17 protein-coding genes are annotated in these 17,987 nt (G+C 29.7%); 12 read left to right on the top strand and 5 right to left on the bottom strand.

Annotated elements, in window-relative coordinates; all coding sequences use genetic code 11:
* Window positions 1–146 precede the first annotated feature (146 nt).
* Window positions 147–869, top strand: coding sequence for an MBL fold metallo-hydrolase (locus BUA92_RS03860; protein ID WP_073016929.1), 723 nt, complete (start codon window positions 147–149; stop codon window positions 867–869).
* Window positions 870–986: 117 nt separating this feature from the next.
* Here BUA92_RS03860 and BUA92_RS03855 read toward each other — a convergent pair whose 3' ends face one another.
* Entirely contained in the window at window positions 987–2,066 is a 1,080-nt protein-coding gene (locus BUA92_RS03855; protein ID WP_242950051.1) for a DNA alkylation repair protein, read from the bottom strand.
* A 213-nt stretch (window positions 2,067–2,279) separates the two neighbouring features.
* On the opposite strand from BUA92_RS03855, the gene BUA92_RS03850 reads away from it, so the two are divergent.
* The 3 genes from BUA92_RS03850 to BUA92_RS03840 are packed head-to-tail and all read left to right on the top strand — an operon-like array spanning window position 2,280 to window position 5,113.
* The gene (locus tag BUA92_RS03850; RefSeq protein WP_139259294.1) at window positions 2,280–3,347 is read left to right on the top strand and encodes a sugar ABC transporter substrate-binding protein; all 1,068 of its coding nucleotides are present in this window, start codon (window positions 2,280–2,282) and stop codon (window positions 3,345–3,347) included.
* A 59-nt stretch (window positions 3,348–3,406) separates the two neighbouring features.
* Window positions 3,407–4,474, top strand: coding sequence for a sugar ABC transporter substrate-binding protein (locus BUA92_RS03845; protein ID WP_073016923.1), 1,068 nt, complete (start codon window positions 3,407–3,409; stop codon window positions 4,472–4,474).
* Window positions 4,475–4,489: 15 nt separating this feature from the next.
* Complete coding sequence (locus tag BUA92_RS03840; protein WP_073016922.1) at window positions 4,490–5,113, top strand: DUF488 domain-containing protein; 624 nt, start codon at window positions 4,490–4,492, stop codon at window positions 5,111–5,113.
* A gap of 32 nt (window positions 5,114–5,145) precedes the next feature.
* Here BUA92_RS03840 and BUA92_RS03835 read toward each other — a convergent pair whose 3' ends face one another.
* Window positions 5,146–7,176, bottom strand: coding sequence for a penicillin-binding transpeptidase domain-containing protein (locus BUA92_RS03835; RefSeq protein WP_083553397.1), 2,031 nt, complete (start codon window positions 7,174–7,176; stop codon window positions 5,146–5,148).
* Window positions 7,177–7,332: 156 nt separating this feature from the next.
* On the opposite strand from BUA92_RS03835, the gene BUA92_RS03830 reads away from it, so the two are divergent.
* From BUA92_RS03830 to ppaX, 6 genes are all read left to right on the top strand, one after another.
* Window positions 7,333–7,557, top strand: a complete 225-nt coding sequence (locus BUA92_RS03830; RefSeq protein WP_021802393.1) for a TIGR04540 family protein — start codon at window positions 7,333–7,335, stop codon at window positions 7,555–7,557.
* Window positions 7,558–7,664: 107 nt separating this feature from the next.
* A complete protein-coding gene (locus BUA92_RS03825; protein WP_021802392.1) occupies window positions 7,665–7,862 on the top strand; it encodes a hypothetical protein in 198 nt (65 codons plus the stop codon).
* A 122-nt stretch (window positions 7,863–7,984) separates the two neighbouring features.
* Complete coding sequence (gene nagZ / locus BUA92_RS03820; RefSeq protein WP_073016921.1) at window positions 7,985–9,142, top strand: beta-N-acetylhexosaminidase; 1,158 nt, start codon at window positions 7,985–7,987, stop codon at window positions 9,140–9,142.
* An 88-nt stretch (window positions 9,143–9,230) separates the two neighbouring features.
* Entirely contained in the window at window positions 9,231–9,620 is a 390-nt protein-coding gene (locus BUA92_RS03815) for a bacteriohemerythrin (protein ID WP_073016920.1), read from the top strand.
* Between the two features lie 51 nt (window positions 9,621–9,671).
* The gene (locus BUA92_RS03810; protein WP_073016919.1) at window positions 9,672–11,087 is read left to right on the top strand and encodes a glycogen synthase; all 1,416 of its coding nucleotides are present in this window, start codon (window positions 9,672–9,674) and stop codon (window positions 11,085–11,087) included.
* 59 nt (window positions 11,088–11,146) lie between these two features.
* Window positions 11,147–11,800, top strand: a complete 654-nt coding sequence (ppaX, locus tag BUA92_RS03805) for a pyrophosphatase PpaX (protein ID WP_073016918.1) — start codon at window positions 11,147–11,149, stop codon at window positions 11,798–11,800.
* Window positions 11,801–11,845: 45 nt separating this feature from the next.
* Here the strand turns inward: ppaX and BUA92_RS03800 are convergent, their stop codons facing one another.
* A complete protein-coding gene (locus BUA92_RS03800) occupies window positions 11,846–13,114 on the bottom strand; it encodes a D-alanyl-D-alanine carboxypeptidase family protein (RefSeq protein ID WP_073016917.1) in 1,269 nt (422 codons plus the stop codon).
* A gap of 121 nt (window positions 13,115–13,235) precedes the next feature.
* Here BUA92_RS03800 and BUA92_RS03795 point away from each other — a divergent pair, with 121 nt between their 5' ends.
* Window positions 13,236–13,853, top strand: a complete 618-nt coding sequence (locus BUA92_RS03795) for an NUDIX hydrolase (RefSeq protein WP_073016916.1) — start codon at window positions 13,236–13,238, stop codon at window positions 13,851–13,853.
* On the opposite strand, the gene BUA92_RS03790 is transcribed toward BUA92_RS03795, so the two are convergent.
* Together BUA92_RS03790 and BUA92_RS03785 are read right to left on the bottom strand one after the other, a co-directional pair.
* A complete protein-coding gene (locus BUA92_RS03790) occupies window positions 13,850–14,584 on the bottom strand; it encodes a type 1 glutamine amidotransferase (RefSeq protein WP_073016915.1) in 735 nt (244 codons plus the stop codon). The two genes, BUA92_RS03795 and BUA92_RS03790, sit on opposite strands and share 4 nt — an antisense overlap.
* 11 nt (window positions 14,585–14,595) lie before the next feature.
* A complete protein-coding gene (locus tag BUA92_RS03785; RefSeq protein WP_073017986.1) occupies window positions 14,596–15,951 on the bottom strand; it encodes a Mur ligase family protein in 1,356 nt (451 codons plus the stop codon).
* A 216-nt stretch (window positions 15,952–16,167) separates the two neighbouring features.
* On the opposite strand from BUA92_RS03785, the gene BUA92_RS03780 reads away from it, so the two are divergent.
* Entirely contained in the window at window positions 16,168–17,946 is a 1,779-nt protein-coding gene (locus BUA92_RS03780; RefSeq protein WP_073016913.1) for a tetratricopeptide repeat protein, read from the top strand.
* Window positions 17,947–17,987 lie beyond the last annotated feature (41 nt).

Genomic DNA, 17,987 nt, shown 5'->3' with positions numbered 1-17,987 from the left:
GGCTAGACATCAGATAAAATTAGCAAGAAGCAGTTGGTAGAAATACTAACTGCTTCTTGCTTTATTAATACAGAAACAATTATGAGCAATAAGATTAAAAATAATATGATATAGTATTAAGTATAGATTTATCAAGGAGTGAGAAAATGAGCACTTTAGAAGTATTGGAATTAAAATATTTTTATAATGATTCAGTTAATAGTATTTTTCCTGTGATCTTAAGGGATGATAAAGAAATGATTTTGATTGACTGCGGTTATCCAAATTCATTAGAGCTAATAGAAAAAGTAGCCAAAGAAAATAATGTAGATATAAGTAATTTAACAAAGGTTATAATTACACATCATGACTACGATCATATGGGATCTTTAGCTGAGCTAAAAAGAAAGTATCCAAGTGTTGAGATTATTTCATATATAGAGGAAGAGAAATATGTAAGCGGAAAAGTAAAATCATTAAGGTTACAGCAGGCAGAAGATATTTATGATATTCTTCCGGAAAATGAAAAAGCTGGTGCTAGAGAGTTTCAAAAGCAGCTTGAAGCTTTAGAGAATGTTTTTGTAGATAAATGTGTAGAAGATGGAGAAGTTCTTAATTATTGTGGAGGACTAGAGATAATAAATACTCCAGGGCATATGCCAGGACATATATCAATATATGTTAAAGAAAGCAAAACCTTAATTACTGGAGATGCAATGGTCATTGAAAAGGGTCATTTATCTATTGCTAATCCTGAGTATACCTTAGATATGGTTAGCGCAAAAGAGTCTATAAAAAAGTTTATGCCCTATAATATAGAAAAAATTATATGTTATCATGGGGGAGTACTTACAAATAATATTAAAGAAGAGCTTGAGAAAGTATTATAAATGTTCAGGATAATGTAGTTGATGGTTGAACGAGCAAGCTTATCATATATAATTGAGACTTTGAAATGAAATATACAACAAAGTTAAAGCACCTAGATTTTTCTAAGTGCTTTTATTTTACTTAAGGATTAGAGTATCTTTAGAAACTTCATTACCATTTATGAGAAGAGTTATAGAGTGCTCTCCAGGATAGTGTTTACGTGTAGTCAAATCTTTAAAGCTATGAGTACGCCTGCCTTCTATATTAATATCTTTTGAAATTTCTTTATCTGATAGAAGAAAGGCTTTGCTGGATTTTTTACCTTTAGCTTTTATAAAATCTATCTTATATTCTATTCTAATTTTAGTTTTTCTATTTACCTCAAGTTTTAAATCGTAATGAAGGTCACAGCTATCTCCTATGGTTATGTTATAAGGATTTATTTTCAGTAAAGCTTTTTTTATTGAAAAATCATTGCTGCCATTAAGAGAATAACCGAAAAGTTCAAGAGCTTTTGGATGCGACTTTTTTATTAAAGTTCTACAACCATGTCTTATTATCCAATCGGTATTAGCGCTTACACCTTTCCAAGCTAAAGCTGTTTCTAATACTAAATTAGGATTATCTTTTGAGATATCATTTAAATTATTACTAACGCTTTTTCTTACATAAAGTGATTTATCACTTTTTAATATTTCAAGTACAGATAAAACCGGAATAGGATCAGTTTTAAAAATTGGTAGAGACATTCCCCAAGGTAAACGTGGTCTTAAGCCCTCACTAGCGAGTCTTCGAACATGTTCATTTGAACTCGTAGCCCAAGATTTCATTTGAAGTATCATAGTTTCAGGTTTTTTTAGTATAAAGGGCCTAACAGCAAATTCAGATGATGACTTAATTGTGAATCGTTCAAGTGCCTTCATTGATAGGGACCAATGTTCATCAGCTTGCCCATATACCTCTACAAAGTCAGGGAAAAATAAATAAGGAAATCCAACACAAGATTCATCAATAGAGAATAATATATCTAAGGCTTTTTCGTATTCAGTTGGGAGATGTTCACCTAGTGCAAGAGTTATCTTACGAATTCTCTCTTTTAGCTCAAGACTTTCCCAAAAATTGTCCATTACTGTATGTATAAAACTATCTATATTAAATTTATCATATACGCTATGTATTTTTTTAGCAAAATTACTAAGGAAAGTTTCATCGTACATGTATTTCAAAGGAGTTGGCATTATATCACCTCTTATAATTAGTTATCTTTATTATAAATCAAATAACATGACAATAGTACGTCATATTATTTAAAAGTGCATTATATTATAATTAATAAAAATAAATAATTTTGTAAAGTAATAAATGAATACAAAAAGAGTATTCTATGTATTAAAGAGTAATTATACATAGAGGTAAAAGTGTTTTTATTAATGCCAGAAAATTTTTTAGTACCTACTAGGTACGTTTCTAAAGGGAGTTTAGATATTGAAGAAATTGTAAATAAAGAATTTAATTTAAAAGAAAGTTTTGGAAATATGTTTTTTTCTATTAGACAAGGATTAATAGGTGTTTCTCTACCAAGCGAGGTACCAAAAAGATGGGCCAGAGATGGGAAAGCTATGGAAGAACAAGCAGATATGCTGGGGATACCAATAATAGTTAAAAATGCTAACAACAGTGAAGAAAATCAAATACTACAGATAGAGGAACTAATAGCACAAGGTGCTGATATATTGATAATAGTACCTATTAGTGGGAGTGCTTTAGAGGAAGTAATAAAAAAGGCTAAGGATAAAGGAATAAAAGTTATAGCTTATGACAGACTTATACCCAATGTAGATCTTGATGCTTTTATAACTTTTGATAGTGTAAGGGCAGGGGAAATTATTGGCAAGTATTTAATAGAAAAAGTTCCAAGAGGTAATTATGTAATAATTTTGGGACATCCTTATGATAATAACGCAACATTAGTTAATCAGGGAGCTATGGATTATATTAGACCTAGGGTTTTACAAAGATATATAAATATAGTAAAGGAAGGTACGGCATTTAAGTGGTCGCCTGAAGTTTCTTATAATATAGTAAAAGATGCTCTAAAGGTAAATAATAATAAAATAGATGCGGTATTAGCGCCAAGTGATTCAGTAGCAGAGGGTGCAATTAGAGCATTGGAAGAACAAGGATTAGCTGGAAAGACTGTGGTTACAGGTCAGGATGCAGATTTAGATGCAGCTAGACGGATAGTTAAAGGGACTCAAAGTATGACAGTTTTTAAAGATACTAGGGAGTTAGGAAAAGAGGCTATAAATACAGCAGTTAAGCTTGCAAGAGGAGAAGCACTTGATGTTAGTGGTACAACTAATAATGGCAAAGTTGATGTACCATCAATTTTACTTAATCCTGTATTAGTAGATAAGAATAACTTGGATAAAGTGCTTATTGATAGTGGCTATCTAGATAAAAATGCTGTATATGAAAGAAATAGTTTTGTAAAGTAATAAATGAATACAAAAAGAGTATTCTATGTATTAAGGAGTAATTATAGTTAGAGGTAAAAATGTATATATCATTACCAGATATTTTTCTAGTACCAATCATTTATATTTATAATGAGATTCTTGAAATCAAAGAGTTAGAAGTAAATCGATATAATTTGATGGGACGATTTAATAATAGATATATTAATAGCAGGCAGGGGCCTATAGGAGTATCATTACCAAATGAAGTACAGAATAGGTGGGCAATAGATGGTCGATATATGGAAATGCAGGCTGATATGTTAGGAGTGCCACTTAAAGTTACTATAGCTGAAAATAATGCTAACAGGCAAAATGAGCAAATAGATGAGATGATAGATCAAGGAGTTCAAGTTCTAATAATAGCTCCTATAAATTCTAAAAGCTTGGCCCCTGTACTTGATAGAGCAAAAAAAACTGGAATTAAAATTATAGCTTATGATAGATTAATATTAGATGCAGATATAGATGCATATATAACATACAGCAGCTTAAGGGTTGGGCAGATTCAAGGAAGATATTTAATAGAAAAAGCTCCAAGAGGAAATTATATAATTCTATTTGGGGACCCAGCGGATAACAATTCATCTCTGCTTAGAGAGGGAGCTATGGAGTATATAAGACCTCGTGTACTACAAAGATATATAAATATAGTAAAAGAAGCACCAGTTATTGATTGGAATCCATTAAATGCATATAATATAGTTAAAAATGCACTTGTAGAAAATAATAATAATGTGGTTGCAATATTATCCCCTAATGATAGTATTGCAAATGAGGTAATTAGAGCGCTAGAAGAGCAAGGTCTAGCAGGAAAGGTATTAGTAACAGGGCAAGATGGAGAGTTGCAAGCAGCTCGAAGAATTGTAAATGGTACTCAAAGCATGACTGTTTTTAAAGATAGTAGAGAACTTGGAAAGGAGGCAGTTGATCTTGCAGTAAAACTTTCAAAAGGAGATCCTGTTGATGCCAGTACTACTGTTAATAATGGAAGAAAAGATGTCCCAAGTATTTTACTGACCCCTGTGTTAGTTGATGAAAATAATTTAGATAGGGTTTTAATAGACAGCGGATATCTTGATAAAAATCAAGTATACCAAAGATATTAGTAAGGAGTATAATTTATGGAGATTTATACAATAGGACATTCTAATTATTCTGTTGAAAAATTATTAGATATGCTTAAAATTTATGAGATAGATTGCGTAATAGATATAAGGGGAACGCCCTATTCAAAATATAACGTTCAATTTAATAAAGAGACAATAAGAAAAACACTTACTGATAGGGGCTATTTATATATCTATATGGGTAAAGAATTTGCAGCTCAAAGAATGAATAGAAGTTCTTATACAAAGGAAGGATATGCAGATTTTGAAAAAGCCATGAGAGATGAACATTTTTTGGAAGGCATAAAACGATTAAAAAATGGTTTAAATAAAGGATATAAAATAGCTTTAATGGGAGCTATGCAAGATCCTATTAATTGTCATAGAGCAATACTAGTAGGAAGAGCTTTAAGGGAAAAAGGCTTCGATGTTAAACATATATTACATGAAGGAACCTTAGCTTCTCAAGATGAATTAGAGGAAAGAATTTTAGAAAAATATTTCAGCACTAGAAATCAACTCACAATTGATGCTCTGTTAGGGCAAGAGCCAACTAAAGAAGAGCTCATAATAGAAGCTTATAGGAAAAGTAACAGAGAAATTGGTTATAGAGTAGAAAAATTAAAAGATAAAAAATAGCTATACATTTTAATATGCATAGCTATTTTTTATTATGAACCTAAAGAATATTGAAGAACATTTTTAACTTTAGGTACAAGGTAATGTGTGCCTCCTATGGATTTAGTATCTTCCATCATCATTGCGATTACCATTTTAGGATTATCCATGTTTATTCCAACAAACCAAGAATTCTCAGTACCTGCAGTATCTCCTTGATTTAATTTTATTTCAGCTGTACCAGTCTTTCCACCTATATTAACTCCATTTATTTTAGCTAAATTACCTGTAGCTTCCGGACTATTTACAACTGCTATTAAATCATTTTTTAATATATCTATGTTATCCTTACTTATAGCATTTTCTTTCCATATCTTTTGAGGATTAGAATCACTAATTTCAATTATAGGATTCATTATATTACCATTATTAACTACTGCGCTATACATTAAAGCAGCGTGTAACGGTGTAATTAAAAGTTCACCTTGTCCATAAGCTGTATCTGCAAGAAGTTCATCGGTTTTTAAGGAATTGTCGCTAGATATTTGATTTTTTGCCATAGGGTATGGGAAAGGTAAATCTTCACCTATACCAAAAGATTTAATTCCTTCTACAAACTTATCCTTGTCAACTTTTAATGCTTGTTGTGCAAAATAAATATTGTGTGAGTATATAAAAGCATCTTTAAGATTTACAGGTTTTCCAGGATCAACTGTAGTAGTTATAGTTTTGCCACCCCAAGAACTGTCTTTTTGCCAAGAAGCTCCCTTAATATCTAATGCTTCATCTGGTTTTATAACTCCTTGATCTAATCCGATAGAAGCTGTAACAAGCTTAAATATTGAGCCAGGAGCATAGGAATTATTAAATCTGTTTACTGAAATATTAGACCAAGTTGAATCTATTTGTTTCTTTAATGTATCAGATCTATAAGTTACGAAAATATTAGGATCATAAGAAGGTGAGCTAACTAATGCTAAAACTTCACCAGTTTTAGGATCTAGTGAGGAAGAAGCACCTTTTTTACCGCTCATTTCAGTATAAACTTTTTGTTGTAGCGGTAAATCTATAGTAAGTTTTATATTTTCACCAGGCGATGATTCCTTCTGAAGTATTGTAACATCTTTACCATCTCTTGTTGCGGTTAACTTAAATCCATCTGTTCCTTTGAGTCTTGTTTCAAAAACTTGTTCTAAACCAGCTTTGCCAATATTACTAGTAGAACCGTAACCTTTATCTGAGCTTTTTTCAAGCTCTTCTGCAGTTATTGGTGCAGTATATCCTATTAATGACCCTATAGCTTCTCCTCCATTATAGATTCTTGAGGAAACCTCCATATATTGTACACCAGGAAGGCTGGTAGCTTTTTGAATTTTTTCTTTATCATTTAAGGAAATTTTAACTAGTGGAATAAACTCATCTAGCTTATTTTCAGCATCTTTAAACTTATCTTTTATAAAGTCAGTACTTAAATCAAGTATTGAGGATAGGGCTTGTATATTAGAATCTTTAGCTGTAAGAAACTTACGTGGATGTATTCCAACAGAAGCCACTTTGCCGTTTGAAGCTAGCTTAGTTCCATTTCTATCCATAAGTTCTCCTCTGACAGCAGTTATTCTTTGAAATTTTACCTTTTCTCCTTTTTCTAATTCAGGAAGTATAAGTTTTTCACTCCACTTAATTTTCCATGGATTAGATTTATCATTTGATTTAGTTAAATCTAGTGAATAGTCAGGGAGGTCTATTTCACCAAAATCACTGTTCATTGATAATGTAAAAGGGATACTAACTGTACTTTCTTTAGTTTTGTCGACAGTAGATAACTCCTCAGAGGATATAGATATGTCTTTTGATCCTAAACTTCCTAATATATTAGTATACTTATTTACAAAATCATCTTCGCTAATATATGATTTTGAGTCTTCATCTAATAACGTATATATTGATTTGTAATCTTGTTTGTTTAAATAATCTTTTAAGTTATTAAAAACTGTTGATGGTTTCTCTTTTTTTGAACAGCCGAGAACCATTACAGAAATTAGAGATATAATTAATAACAAAGATATTTTTTTGAAATTTTTCACTTTACTTCCCCCTCAATAAATTAGTCTAACTTAAGTTTAACATAAGATATTAAAAAAAAACAATTTTATAACTTAAGAAAAATATAGAAGTAAATTGAAATTTAGAATATTATAATATATAATATTCTAAATTAATGAAATACAAAGGAGTTTAAAATGAGAACAGTATATAAAAACCCAAAGGAATTAGCAACATTTTTAAAGGATTCAATAGACTCATATTTAGAAAATCTTATTACCTATGAAAAGTTAGAAGAAAGAGTAAAAAAGATTATTGATTCTAATGGGGAGAGAGTGTATAAGAATGGAATAATATCTCCACAACTTGCCAAGGTTTTAGGAGATTCAAGGATAGAAATAATGGATAAAATAGCTAAATAATACAAGACACCTTAGGGTGTCTTTTTTTACTTACAAAATGAATACGAGAACAAATGTTTGCATATACTTTTAATATAGTTTATAATATATTAAAGAGGTGATTAGTAATGGATATAATAAAAAAATCTATAGAAAATCATAAAGCTGTTACAATTATCTACATGGGTAAAGACAATAATATAACTAAAAGAAATATAGATGTATTAGGTGTAAATGATGAAAATATTAAAGCCTTTTGCCACTTAAGAAATCAAGTTAGATATTTTAAAAAAGATAGTATTTTAGCAGCTGAATACACTCATTAGAGTGTATTTATTTGTGAAATTAAAATGAAATAATTCAGTATGCTTATGATATCTTAGCTGAAAGTATAGAATAAACAAAATATACATAACCTAAGGAATATTAATAGTGAGGAGAATAAAGTATGAATAGATTACTAAAAGTTTTTCTTTCTTTTGTATTGATATTAACCTTAGGGGGGTGCAGTATAGCCAAAGATGAGGTTCAAAATATAGACTCTTATCAAGATATAATAAAAGAAAAAGTAAAGAACATGTCTATAGAAGAAAAGATTGATCAGATGATGATGTTATCTATTGATAATGTGGTTGATAACGGGAAAACAATAAGGTTCACCAATGTGAATGAAGAAACTAAAAATTTTTTGAATAAGCATCAGTTAGCTGGAATTATATTATTTGAGTATAATATGATAAATAAAGAGCAGACCCAAAAGTTAACTAAAGATATTCAAGCCTTAAGCAAAGATAATAAGTTTTTTATAGCAGTAGACCAAGAAGGTGGAAAAGTAAGTAAAATACCTACGAGCAATAAAACAAAAAGTGCAAGAGAAATAGGAAATACGAAAGACTCTAAAAATGCATTTATTGCTGGAAGTACTATTGGAGAAGATTTTGAAGCTTTAGGATTAAACTTAGATTTTGCACCTGTAATGGATGTTGATACTAATCCTAAAAATCCAGTCATAGGAAATAGATCTTTTAGTAGTGACGAAAAGGTTGTAGCTGAGTTTGGAGTTGAATTTATAAAAGGACTTAAGTCTAAAGGCATATTAGCTACTGCTAAACATTTCCCAGGACATGGTGATACATCAGGAGATTCTCATAAAGAGCTCGTTAAAGTAATTCACGCTATAGATAGAATTGAGAAAGTTGAATTATATCCATTTAAAAAAGCTATAGAAAATAATGTGGATATGATTATGGTAGGGCATATAATAGTGCCTGCATTAGATGATGATAAAACCCCTGCAACTTTATCTAAGGCAATGATAACGGACTTATTAAAAGAGAAAATGGGGTTTAATGGAGTTGTTATAACTGATGCTTTTAATATGGGAGCTATAGCTAAAAACTATAATATAAAAGATGCAGTTGAAAAATCTATTAATGCAGGAGCGGATATTATTTTGATGCCAGTTACTGTAGTTCCAGGCGGGAATGAAAAAGATTATGAGGAACTTGTAACTTATATAAAAGATAAGGTTATAAAGGGAGAAATATCGGAAGATAGGTTAGATGATGCTGTTAGACGTATTTTGATTTCTAAGGAAAAGATTTAGATAATGAAAAAGATTGTAAATTTTTGATGAATAAAATCACTGAATAATATAATTGTAGTATAATACTGTAAGGGAGAGTGGTAGTATTATGGTACATTGGAAAGAGGAATATGTAATTGGTGTTGAACTTATAGATGAACAACACAAAAAGCTAATCGAAATAGCTAATAAAGTTTATGAATTGTTAAAAAATGATTTTTTAACAGATAAATACGATAGGATTGTTGAGGTTGTTGAAGAACTTGCAAACTATACAGTATTTCATTTTAAGTCTGAGGAAGAATATATGCTTAGTATAGGGTATAAGAAATTTTTATCTCATAAGGTTGAGCATGATGAGTTTATTGATAAAATAAATAGTTTTGATTTAAGTAAGATAGATGAAAGTCAAGAAAAACATCTAATAGATATATTAAACTTCATTATTACATGGATAGATGAACATATTATCCAAAAAGATAAACTAATAAATTCTTAAATTTATAAAAGGGCTTTAGAGCTCTTTTTTTATCTAAAAGGGAGTGAATTTATGAAGGTTCTATTTGTAACTGCCGAAGCATATCCTTTTGCAAAAGTTGGAGGTCTTGGAGATGTAGCTTTAGGACTTCCTAAAGCTTTAAAGGAGAAAAGTATTGATATTAGAGTTATAATGCCTAAGTATAAATTTCCTAAATACTATCGTAAAAAGATTAAAACCTTAGCTAAGTATGAGACGTTTATAGGGTGGAGGACAGTTCCTTGTGTATTAGAATATTGTAATTATAAAGGAATAGATTATTATTTTATAGATAATCCAGATTATTTTTATAGAGAAAAAGTGTATGGTTATGGAGATGATGATGAAAGATTTATATTTTTTTCTAAAGCGGTATTAGAAGGAGTAAGATATCTAAAGGACTTTGTACCAGACATATTACATTGTAACGATTGGCATTCATCTATGGTTATACCATTAAAAGACATTTATTATAAGGAAGATAAATACAGAAATATTAAAACCCTCTTTACTATTCATAATCTTGCTTATCAAGGGCAGTTTGGTAAAGATACTCTTTGGATGCTTGGAATAGATGAAGAAAGGTATTATACTGAAAAAGAACTAAAGCATAATGAAGGGATTAACTTTATGAAATGGGCAATTAATAAAAGTGATATGTTAACAACAGTAAGTCCAAGTTATTCGAAAGAGGTTAAAGAAAAACATTATGGATTTGGTTTGGAGAAGGTCTTGAAAGATAAAGATGAAAACTTTTTAGGTATACTTAATGGAATAGACTATAATCTATTTAAAGTTCCTATAGAGAATGGAACTATACAAGATTTAATTAAATATAAAAAAATAAACAAAAGAAAACTTCAAGAAAAGTTAAATTTAGTTGTAAATGAAAACACACCTATAATATCTGTAATAAGTAGATTGGTAAATCAAAAAGGAATAAGTTTATTAATATCTAATATTCAGGAATTTGTTGATAGGGGTATGGAGATAATTATTTCTGGAACTGGAGAAAGTTATTATGAAGAAGTACTAATGGAATTAGAATCAAGATACAAAGGAAGGGTAAAAACTATAATTGATTTTAATATAAATTTAGCTAATGAAATATACTTATCTTCAGATTTATTTTTAGTTCCTTCAAAGTTTGAGCCTTGTGGATTGACTCAAATGATATCTATGAGATATGGAACAATTCCAATTGTGAGAGCAGTAGGTGGATTAAAGGATAGTGTAAAAGAATTTAATTTTTTAACGAAAAAAGGTAATGGATTTGTTTTTAAGGATTTTGAATCAAGAGATATGTTAGATAGTTTAGATAGAGCTTTAGATATATACAGAAATAAAAACTTATGGAACAAGGTTGTAGAAAATGCATTTTACTCAGATAATAGTTGGAATAAGGGTGCGGAAAAGTACAAGGATATATATGATAAGTTGAAGAAATAGGCGGTATAAGGTATAGTTATATTTATTGAGGATAACTTTAACGAAAGAAGGAGACTTTTATGATAAAAGCAGTTTTATTTGATTTAGATGGAACAATACTTGATACTAACGAGCTTATTTTAACTTCCTTTAGAGAAGCATTTAAAAAAGTATTAGATATCGAACCTTCAGACGATGAAATATCAAGACTATTTGGGAAACCGTTAGTTCAATCATTGATACCTTATACTGAAGATAAGTTGGAGGAATTAGTAACTACTTATAGAGGTCTTAATGATGTTAAACATGATACTATGTGTTATGCATTTCCAGAAGTGAAGGACATGCTCCAAGAACTTAAAGAAATGGGAGTTAAACTTGGGATAGTAACGTCCAAAAGAAAAATAATGGCAGATAGAGGATTGAAAATAGCAGGAATATATGATTTGTTTGATGTAATTATGACACCTGAGGCGACGGAAAAGCATAAACCAAGTCCAGAACCAGCTATAGAGGCTTGTAGATTATTAGGAGTTGATCCTTATGAGGCTATGATGGTTGGTGATGCAACTTTTGATATAATCTGTGGAAGAGATGCAGGGTGTAAAACTATAGGAGTTAGATATACAGTGGTTCCAATAGAGGAATTAATAAGCACTAATCCAGATTATCTTATAGATAGTCCTATTGAGATAGTTAAGATAGTAAAAAATTTAAAGAAAAAAATAGTGTGAAATGAAATGCCATAGCTCGATTAGACTAGCTATGGCATTTATTTATTAAAAATATCTTCTTTTTCTACGTCTGCTTTTTGCAGTTAATAATAAATATGTTAAAGTAAATACAACTATTAAAACACCTAAAGTAATTAAATAGGTTACTATGTTAGTTTTAATAAGAGTAAAGGTACTTATATTTATTTTTCCTGTATATTTTTGATTATAATCTCTAATAGAAAAGTTAACTTCAGTTTCAGGTTTAGCGGCTAAAGACCAAGCATCTTTTCCTTGAACATCAACAGCTACAGTACCTTCATTTTTGTTAATATCATTATCGTATATAGTTATATCTTTATCTACTAAAACACTTGCTTCAACTGTTTTCTTTGGTCCAAAGAATTTAAATGCCTTATAATCAACGTTAACTTTAGCAACTTCGGTACCAGAAGAGATGTAGGATGTTTTTTCAGCAGCATAACTATAGTTTATTAAAGATTCCATATCTTTAAATACTTGAGGATTATTAATATCTTTACCAGAGTTTAAAACAACTCCAACTATCTTTCTTCCATCTCTTTCATATAAAGCAACTAAACATCTTCCTGCTTTTGTGGTAAAACCAGTTTTACCACCTATACACCCATCGAGCCCTAAGTTTTCATTTCTGTTGTCAACTTTAAACTCAGCAGTTTTGTTTATAGTTATAGTGGCTTTTTTAGTTCCCATTACTTCTTTTACCCAATCATTATGGTAAGCAGCTTTTCCTATAGTAGCTAAATCAAAAGCAGTAGTGTAATGACTATCTCCATTTGGACCATCATCAACTCCATTAGGTGTTACAAAATTAGTGTTTTTAAGGTTTAATTCTTTAGCTTTATCATTCATCATCTTGATAAAGTTATCAGATGTACCCCCTACAGCATCAGCAACCATGTAAGCAGAATCATTAGCTGAGTACAATAAAAGTGCGTTCATAACATCTGCTGCTGTCATAGTTCCACCAATTGGTATGGGTTGGAAATTAGTATTTAAAGAGTAAGCTGGCTGAGCCTTTGCCTCCTCAGTATATTTAATATCATCATTTTTAGATTTGTTTTCAGCAAATAGTAAAGCTGTCATAAGTTTTGTAGTACTTGCTGGATAAGCCTTTGCATCAATATCTTTAGCATATATTATTTCGCCAGTTTCATAATCAATAGAAATGGCTGAGGTTCCTTTTATACTTGGAGTTTGTAGTTTTTCTACAGCATGGGCTTTAGTTATAAAAGGAGAAATTATTGTTAAAGATAGTGTTAATACTAAAGTAGAAATTAAATTCTTGCGTTTCAAAGTGTCATCTCCCTATCGTATTAATATTTTTTTAATTATACTTTTAAATTTTGGCATTTATAAGTATAACATTATTATAGTATAATAACAACTGTAAAAATAATTACCAAGGAGATACAAAATGGATACAAAATCAATAAAAACATTGCTACAGAATAGAGTACCAAAAGAAATTGGTAGTTATAAAAGAAGTTCGGTTATGATTCTTTTATACGAAGAAAATGAGGAGATTTATTTGATATTGGAGAAGAGAGCGTTAAATCTTAGACACCAACCAGGAGATATTTGTTTGCCAGGAGGAAAAATCGAAGAGGGAGAAACTCCTATAGAGGCAGCTATTAGAGAAACGGTTGAGGAGCTTGGAATAGATAAGGAAGATTTAGAAGTATATTCTGCTATGGATTATCTTATTACACCTTTTTCAGTAATAATGTATCCTTTTGTAGCTAAAATAAAGGAGCTCAAGGATACCTATAGTAAGGATGAGGTAGATTCATTAATTAAGATACCATTAAAGTTTCTACTAGAAAATGAACCTATATATCATGAAGGAGAATTAATAGTAGATAGGGGAGAGGATTTTCCTTATGATCTTATAAGAGGAGGAGAGGGATATAAGTTTTCAAAATGTATGTATGAAACCTACTTCTATATATGGAAAGATGAGGTTATATGGGGGCATACTGCTAGAATTATATATGAATTTATTAGAATACTAAAAAAGAATAAACCAAGTTAAGCTGGTTTATTCTTTAAAGAGTTCATTACATTTTCTTTAGCTTTTAATTCAAAGGAATCATCTAAAGGAGTAAGGTCTATTTCAATTCCTTTATGAGCTAAAGCATTTTTAATTAATCTGTCTGCAAATTCAGGATTTTTAGAAAGAAGTGGACCATGAAAATAACTTCCGTAAGTATTTTTATAAATACATCCTTCCATACCATCTTCACCGTTATTACCATAACCTGTGATGCATTTTCCAAGAGGTTTTAATCCCTCACCTAGATAAGTTCTTCCAGAGTGGTTTTCAAATCCTACATAGGTCTCATTAAAATCTTCATTATGAATCATAGTATTACCTATAAACCTATTATCTCCACCTTCTGTATAAAGGTCTAAAATATTTAATCCATCTAACTTTTCTCCATTTGGTGCAGAATAATATTTTCCTAAAAGCTGATATCCGCCACATATAGATAAAAAAACTTTTCCATCCTCTATATAATCTCTTATAGCATCCCTTTTTTCTCCAGTTAAATCTCTTGAAACAATGGATTGCTCATAATCTTGACCACCGCCAAAAAACACTATATCATATTCATCTTTCATAAAAGGTTCATCTAAAGAGAGATTTATTATGTTTACATTAATTCCTCTTTTTTCACATCTGTGTTTCAATATTAATATGTTTCCTAAATCACCATATACATTCAATAAATCAGGGTAAAGGTGACAAATATTTATTTCCATAACTAAACCTCCTACCAAAGTTTTTCTATATATCCTTTTGAGTGAAGATATTTTCTATAATTGATCATAGCAGTGTAAGTAGCTAAAATATAAATATTTTTACTTTCACTAGCTAATATAGAACTTGTAAGTCCTTCATAATCCTCTTTAACTATAAACTTTTCATCATTAAGACCAGCTATTTTAAGTCTTAGAGCCATATCATACATTCTTATTCCTGAGATAAATATATCATTTAAGTTAAGAGTGTTTAACTTTTCAAAGTGAACATCCCATATCCAAGATACATCTCTACCATCAGCATAATTATCATTAAGCAAAAATGCTGCTGAGAACTCATCTTTATTAAGACAAAGAGTATCTATAGCTTGATTATATCCAGCAGGATTTTTAACTAATATTATTTTAATTTCCTTATTGTTTATGGTTAGTGTCTCTTGTCTACCAAAACTAGAGGATTGATTACCTAGTGATTCAATTATTTTTTCATCTGTTAAATCAAGTTCCTTAGCAATAGAATAAGCACATAAACCATTGTAAATATTATAAACACCAGATTGAGTTAAAACCACTTCATTACCATTAAAGGTTATTTTGGAACTATCTGCAGTAAGTTCTAGAATGTTATCAACACTATACTTAAGTTCTTCTCTCTTAAAATCACATTCTGGACAATAATAATCACCTAAATGATTGTAGGTAATAAAATTATAAGAATAAGGAGCTTTACAGAACTTACAGAACTTAGCATCAGCGTTTATATCTATTTTATTATCATCATTAACAGAAGCATTAAAACCATAATAAACTTTAGGATTTGGTAAATCTAATCGTCCAAGTAGGGACTCGTCTCCATTTAAAACTAGGGTACTGTTTGGAACCTTCTTAATTCCTTCAAGAATTTTTTCTAAGGTTGTATAAACTTCGCCATATCTATCTAATTGATCTCTAAATAGATTAGTTATTGTTATTATATCAGGAGAAATATGTTCAGTTATAAACTTAACATTAGCTTCATCAACTTCAATTACAGCATATCTTAATTCTTTAGAGATGAACTTGTAGTTTTCAACAAAACATGAAACTATTCCAGATAACATGTTGGCTCCAGTACTATTAGTAACTACAGAAAGACCATTGTTTTTTATGATATTAGTAATCATAGAAGTAGTAGTGGTCTTACCATTAGTACCTGTTACAAGGATTACTTTATAATTTTTAGCTATATCTTTTAATATTCTTTTATTTAACTTTAAAGATACTCTACCAGGAAAATTACTTCCTCCCTTAAAGAGCTTCTTTGATAAAAATATTGTTGTTTTACCGGCTATTATACTAATTAAAGACTTAATATTAATTTTGCCCACCACCTTTAAAAATCTTTTAACATAATTTATATACACTAAAATTTTCAATTAATCAATCTTTTTAGATTATTGACTATAATATATATTTTAAATCTAATTAGAAGTATAACATAATGGATAATTTATATAAAATAAATTTGTACAACAAAATTTATAGCTTTTTAAGAAGTATTTTGTTAGAATCTACTTAGGAATTATGAAATTTTAGGAGGAAATATGGATAATTTCAAGGAAAACCTATACATGATTAAGGATAAGTGTAAGAAATTAATAAAAACACTTTATAGTAAATATAATAAGGCGGCTGAGAAATGGAGCTTCTTAAAATCTAAAACATTTGTAGGAATTGTAGTAGCAGTTTTATGTATTGTTATTTTCTCCACAGTAGCTACCCTTAAAAAGGGACGATTAACCATTGCGAATAACAAAGCAGAAACTCTTTTTTATGAAAGAGATTTTGAAAATTCTTTAGTTGAATATAAAAAGATACAAGAAGACGATAAATGGCCTATTTGGACAGTTAAAATGGCAGAGGTACACTCAGTTAAAAGAGATTACGAGCAGTCAAATAATCTATTAAAGGAAGCAATGGAAAAAAGAGATGAGCTTATGGTTTCAAAAACTGAAAAACTTATAGAAAAGGATAAAGAGTTCATAAACCATGTAGTTTTTACTTATTTCATGAATAAGGATTATGATGATGCACTTAAAATAGGTGAAGAATTTTTAGATACATATGAAGGGTACAAACCTTTAATAAAAACAATGTATACAGTATATATGGTAAATGGAGAAAAAAATAAAGCAGAAGAGTTAGTTAAAGAATATCCTGTTGATGAGGAATCAGCTTATGATATAGCTGTTTTAGCTAAGATGCAGATGATTCTAAATGATTGGGACAAAGGATTAGATACATTAAAAGAAGCTTGGAATAAGGATAAAGATGAGCAGAAGGTTTTTGACATCATAGCTCAAGAAGCTGCTTATAATAAGAATTTTATATTAGAGAAATTGGTTGAGAGAGTTTCTAAAGAGCCAGAAGAACTTGCGTACAAAATGTGGATTGCTAAGGTTTATTCTATGTCTTCTGTATCAGCAGATATGGCAGACAAGTATCTACAAGAACTAGATGGAAAAGATGTTGGTAAAGTAAATATAAAAATTATAAAAGCTAAAAATTATGAGAATTTAGGAGAAAGTGAAAAAGCAGCAGAGCTATTAGGTGAAATTACAAAAGAAAATAAAAACTCCTACATTGCATACCATACTGAAGCTTGGAACTATTATGAAAAAGGTGAATATGATAAGGCTTTAGAAATGGCTGATAAAAGCATTTTAGCTAATAAGGATTACCCAGATAATTATGGATTTTTAATACCAGATGTAATGATGAAAAAAGGGAATACAGAAGAGGCTGAGCCATATTTTAGAACAGCGCTACTTAAAGAACCTTTTAATTTTAATATAATGGTTAAAATAGCTGACTTCTATTGGTATACAGCCAAGGATAGTAATGCTGCATATGAATATTTTAACTTAGCATCATTAGTAAAACCGATGGATTCAGAAGTTAACTACAATATGGCAATGATTAAATTAACCAACAATGAAATGGATGCAGCAGTAGATTTATTAAAAAAGTCAATTTCCTTAAATGAAGCAGTTCCTAAATATCATAGAACATTAGGTACCGTATATATGAATAAAGAAAAATATACTGAAGCTATAACAGAAGTTAGGTATGCATATTCAGCAGATAAGGCAGATCCTCTAACTTTAAATAATGCAGGATGTTTTTACATTTCTATAAATGGAGATTTAGATAGAGGAATGATAAACTTAAAGGCAGCATTAGATGGAAAAGATTCAATTAATGATGAGGAAATAAAAAAGGCTATAGAGGATAATTATAATAAAGCTAAAAATCTTTATGATGAATTCCAAAAAGAAACTGGAGCATCGCTACCTGTCCCTGAATTTACCTTGTTTTATTAATTAATAGTGGAATTTTATTGGATTTTGTATTATGCTAAAAT

The sequence above is a fragment of the Clostridium intestinale DSM 6191 genome (genome assembly GCF_900130055.1).
Taxonomy (GTDB): Bacteria; Bacillota; Clostridia; order Clostridiales; family Clostridiaceae; genus Clostridium_T; species Clostridium_T intestinale.
Note: the sequence above shows the minus strand (reverse complement) of the source record. Positions and strands in the feature narration are given on the sequence as shown.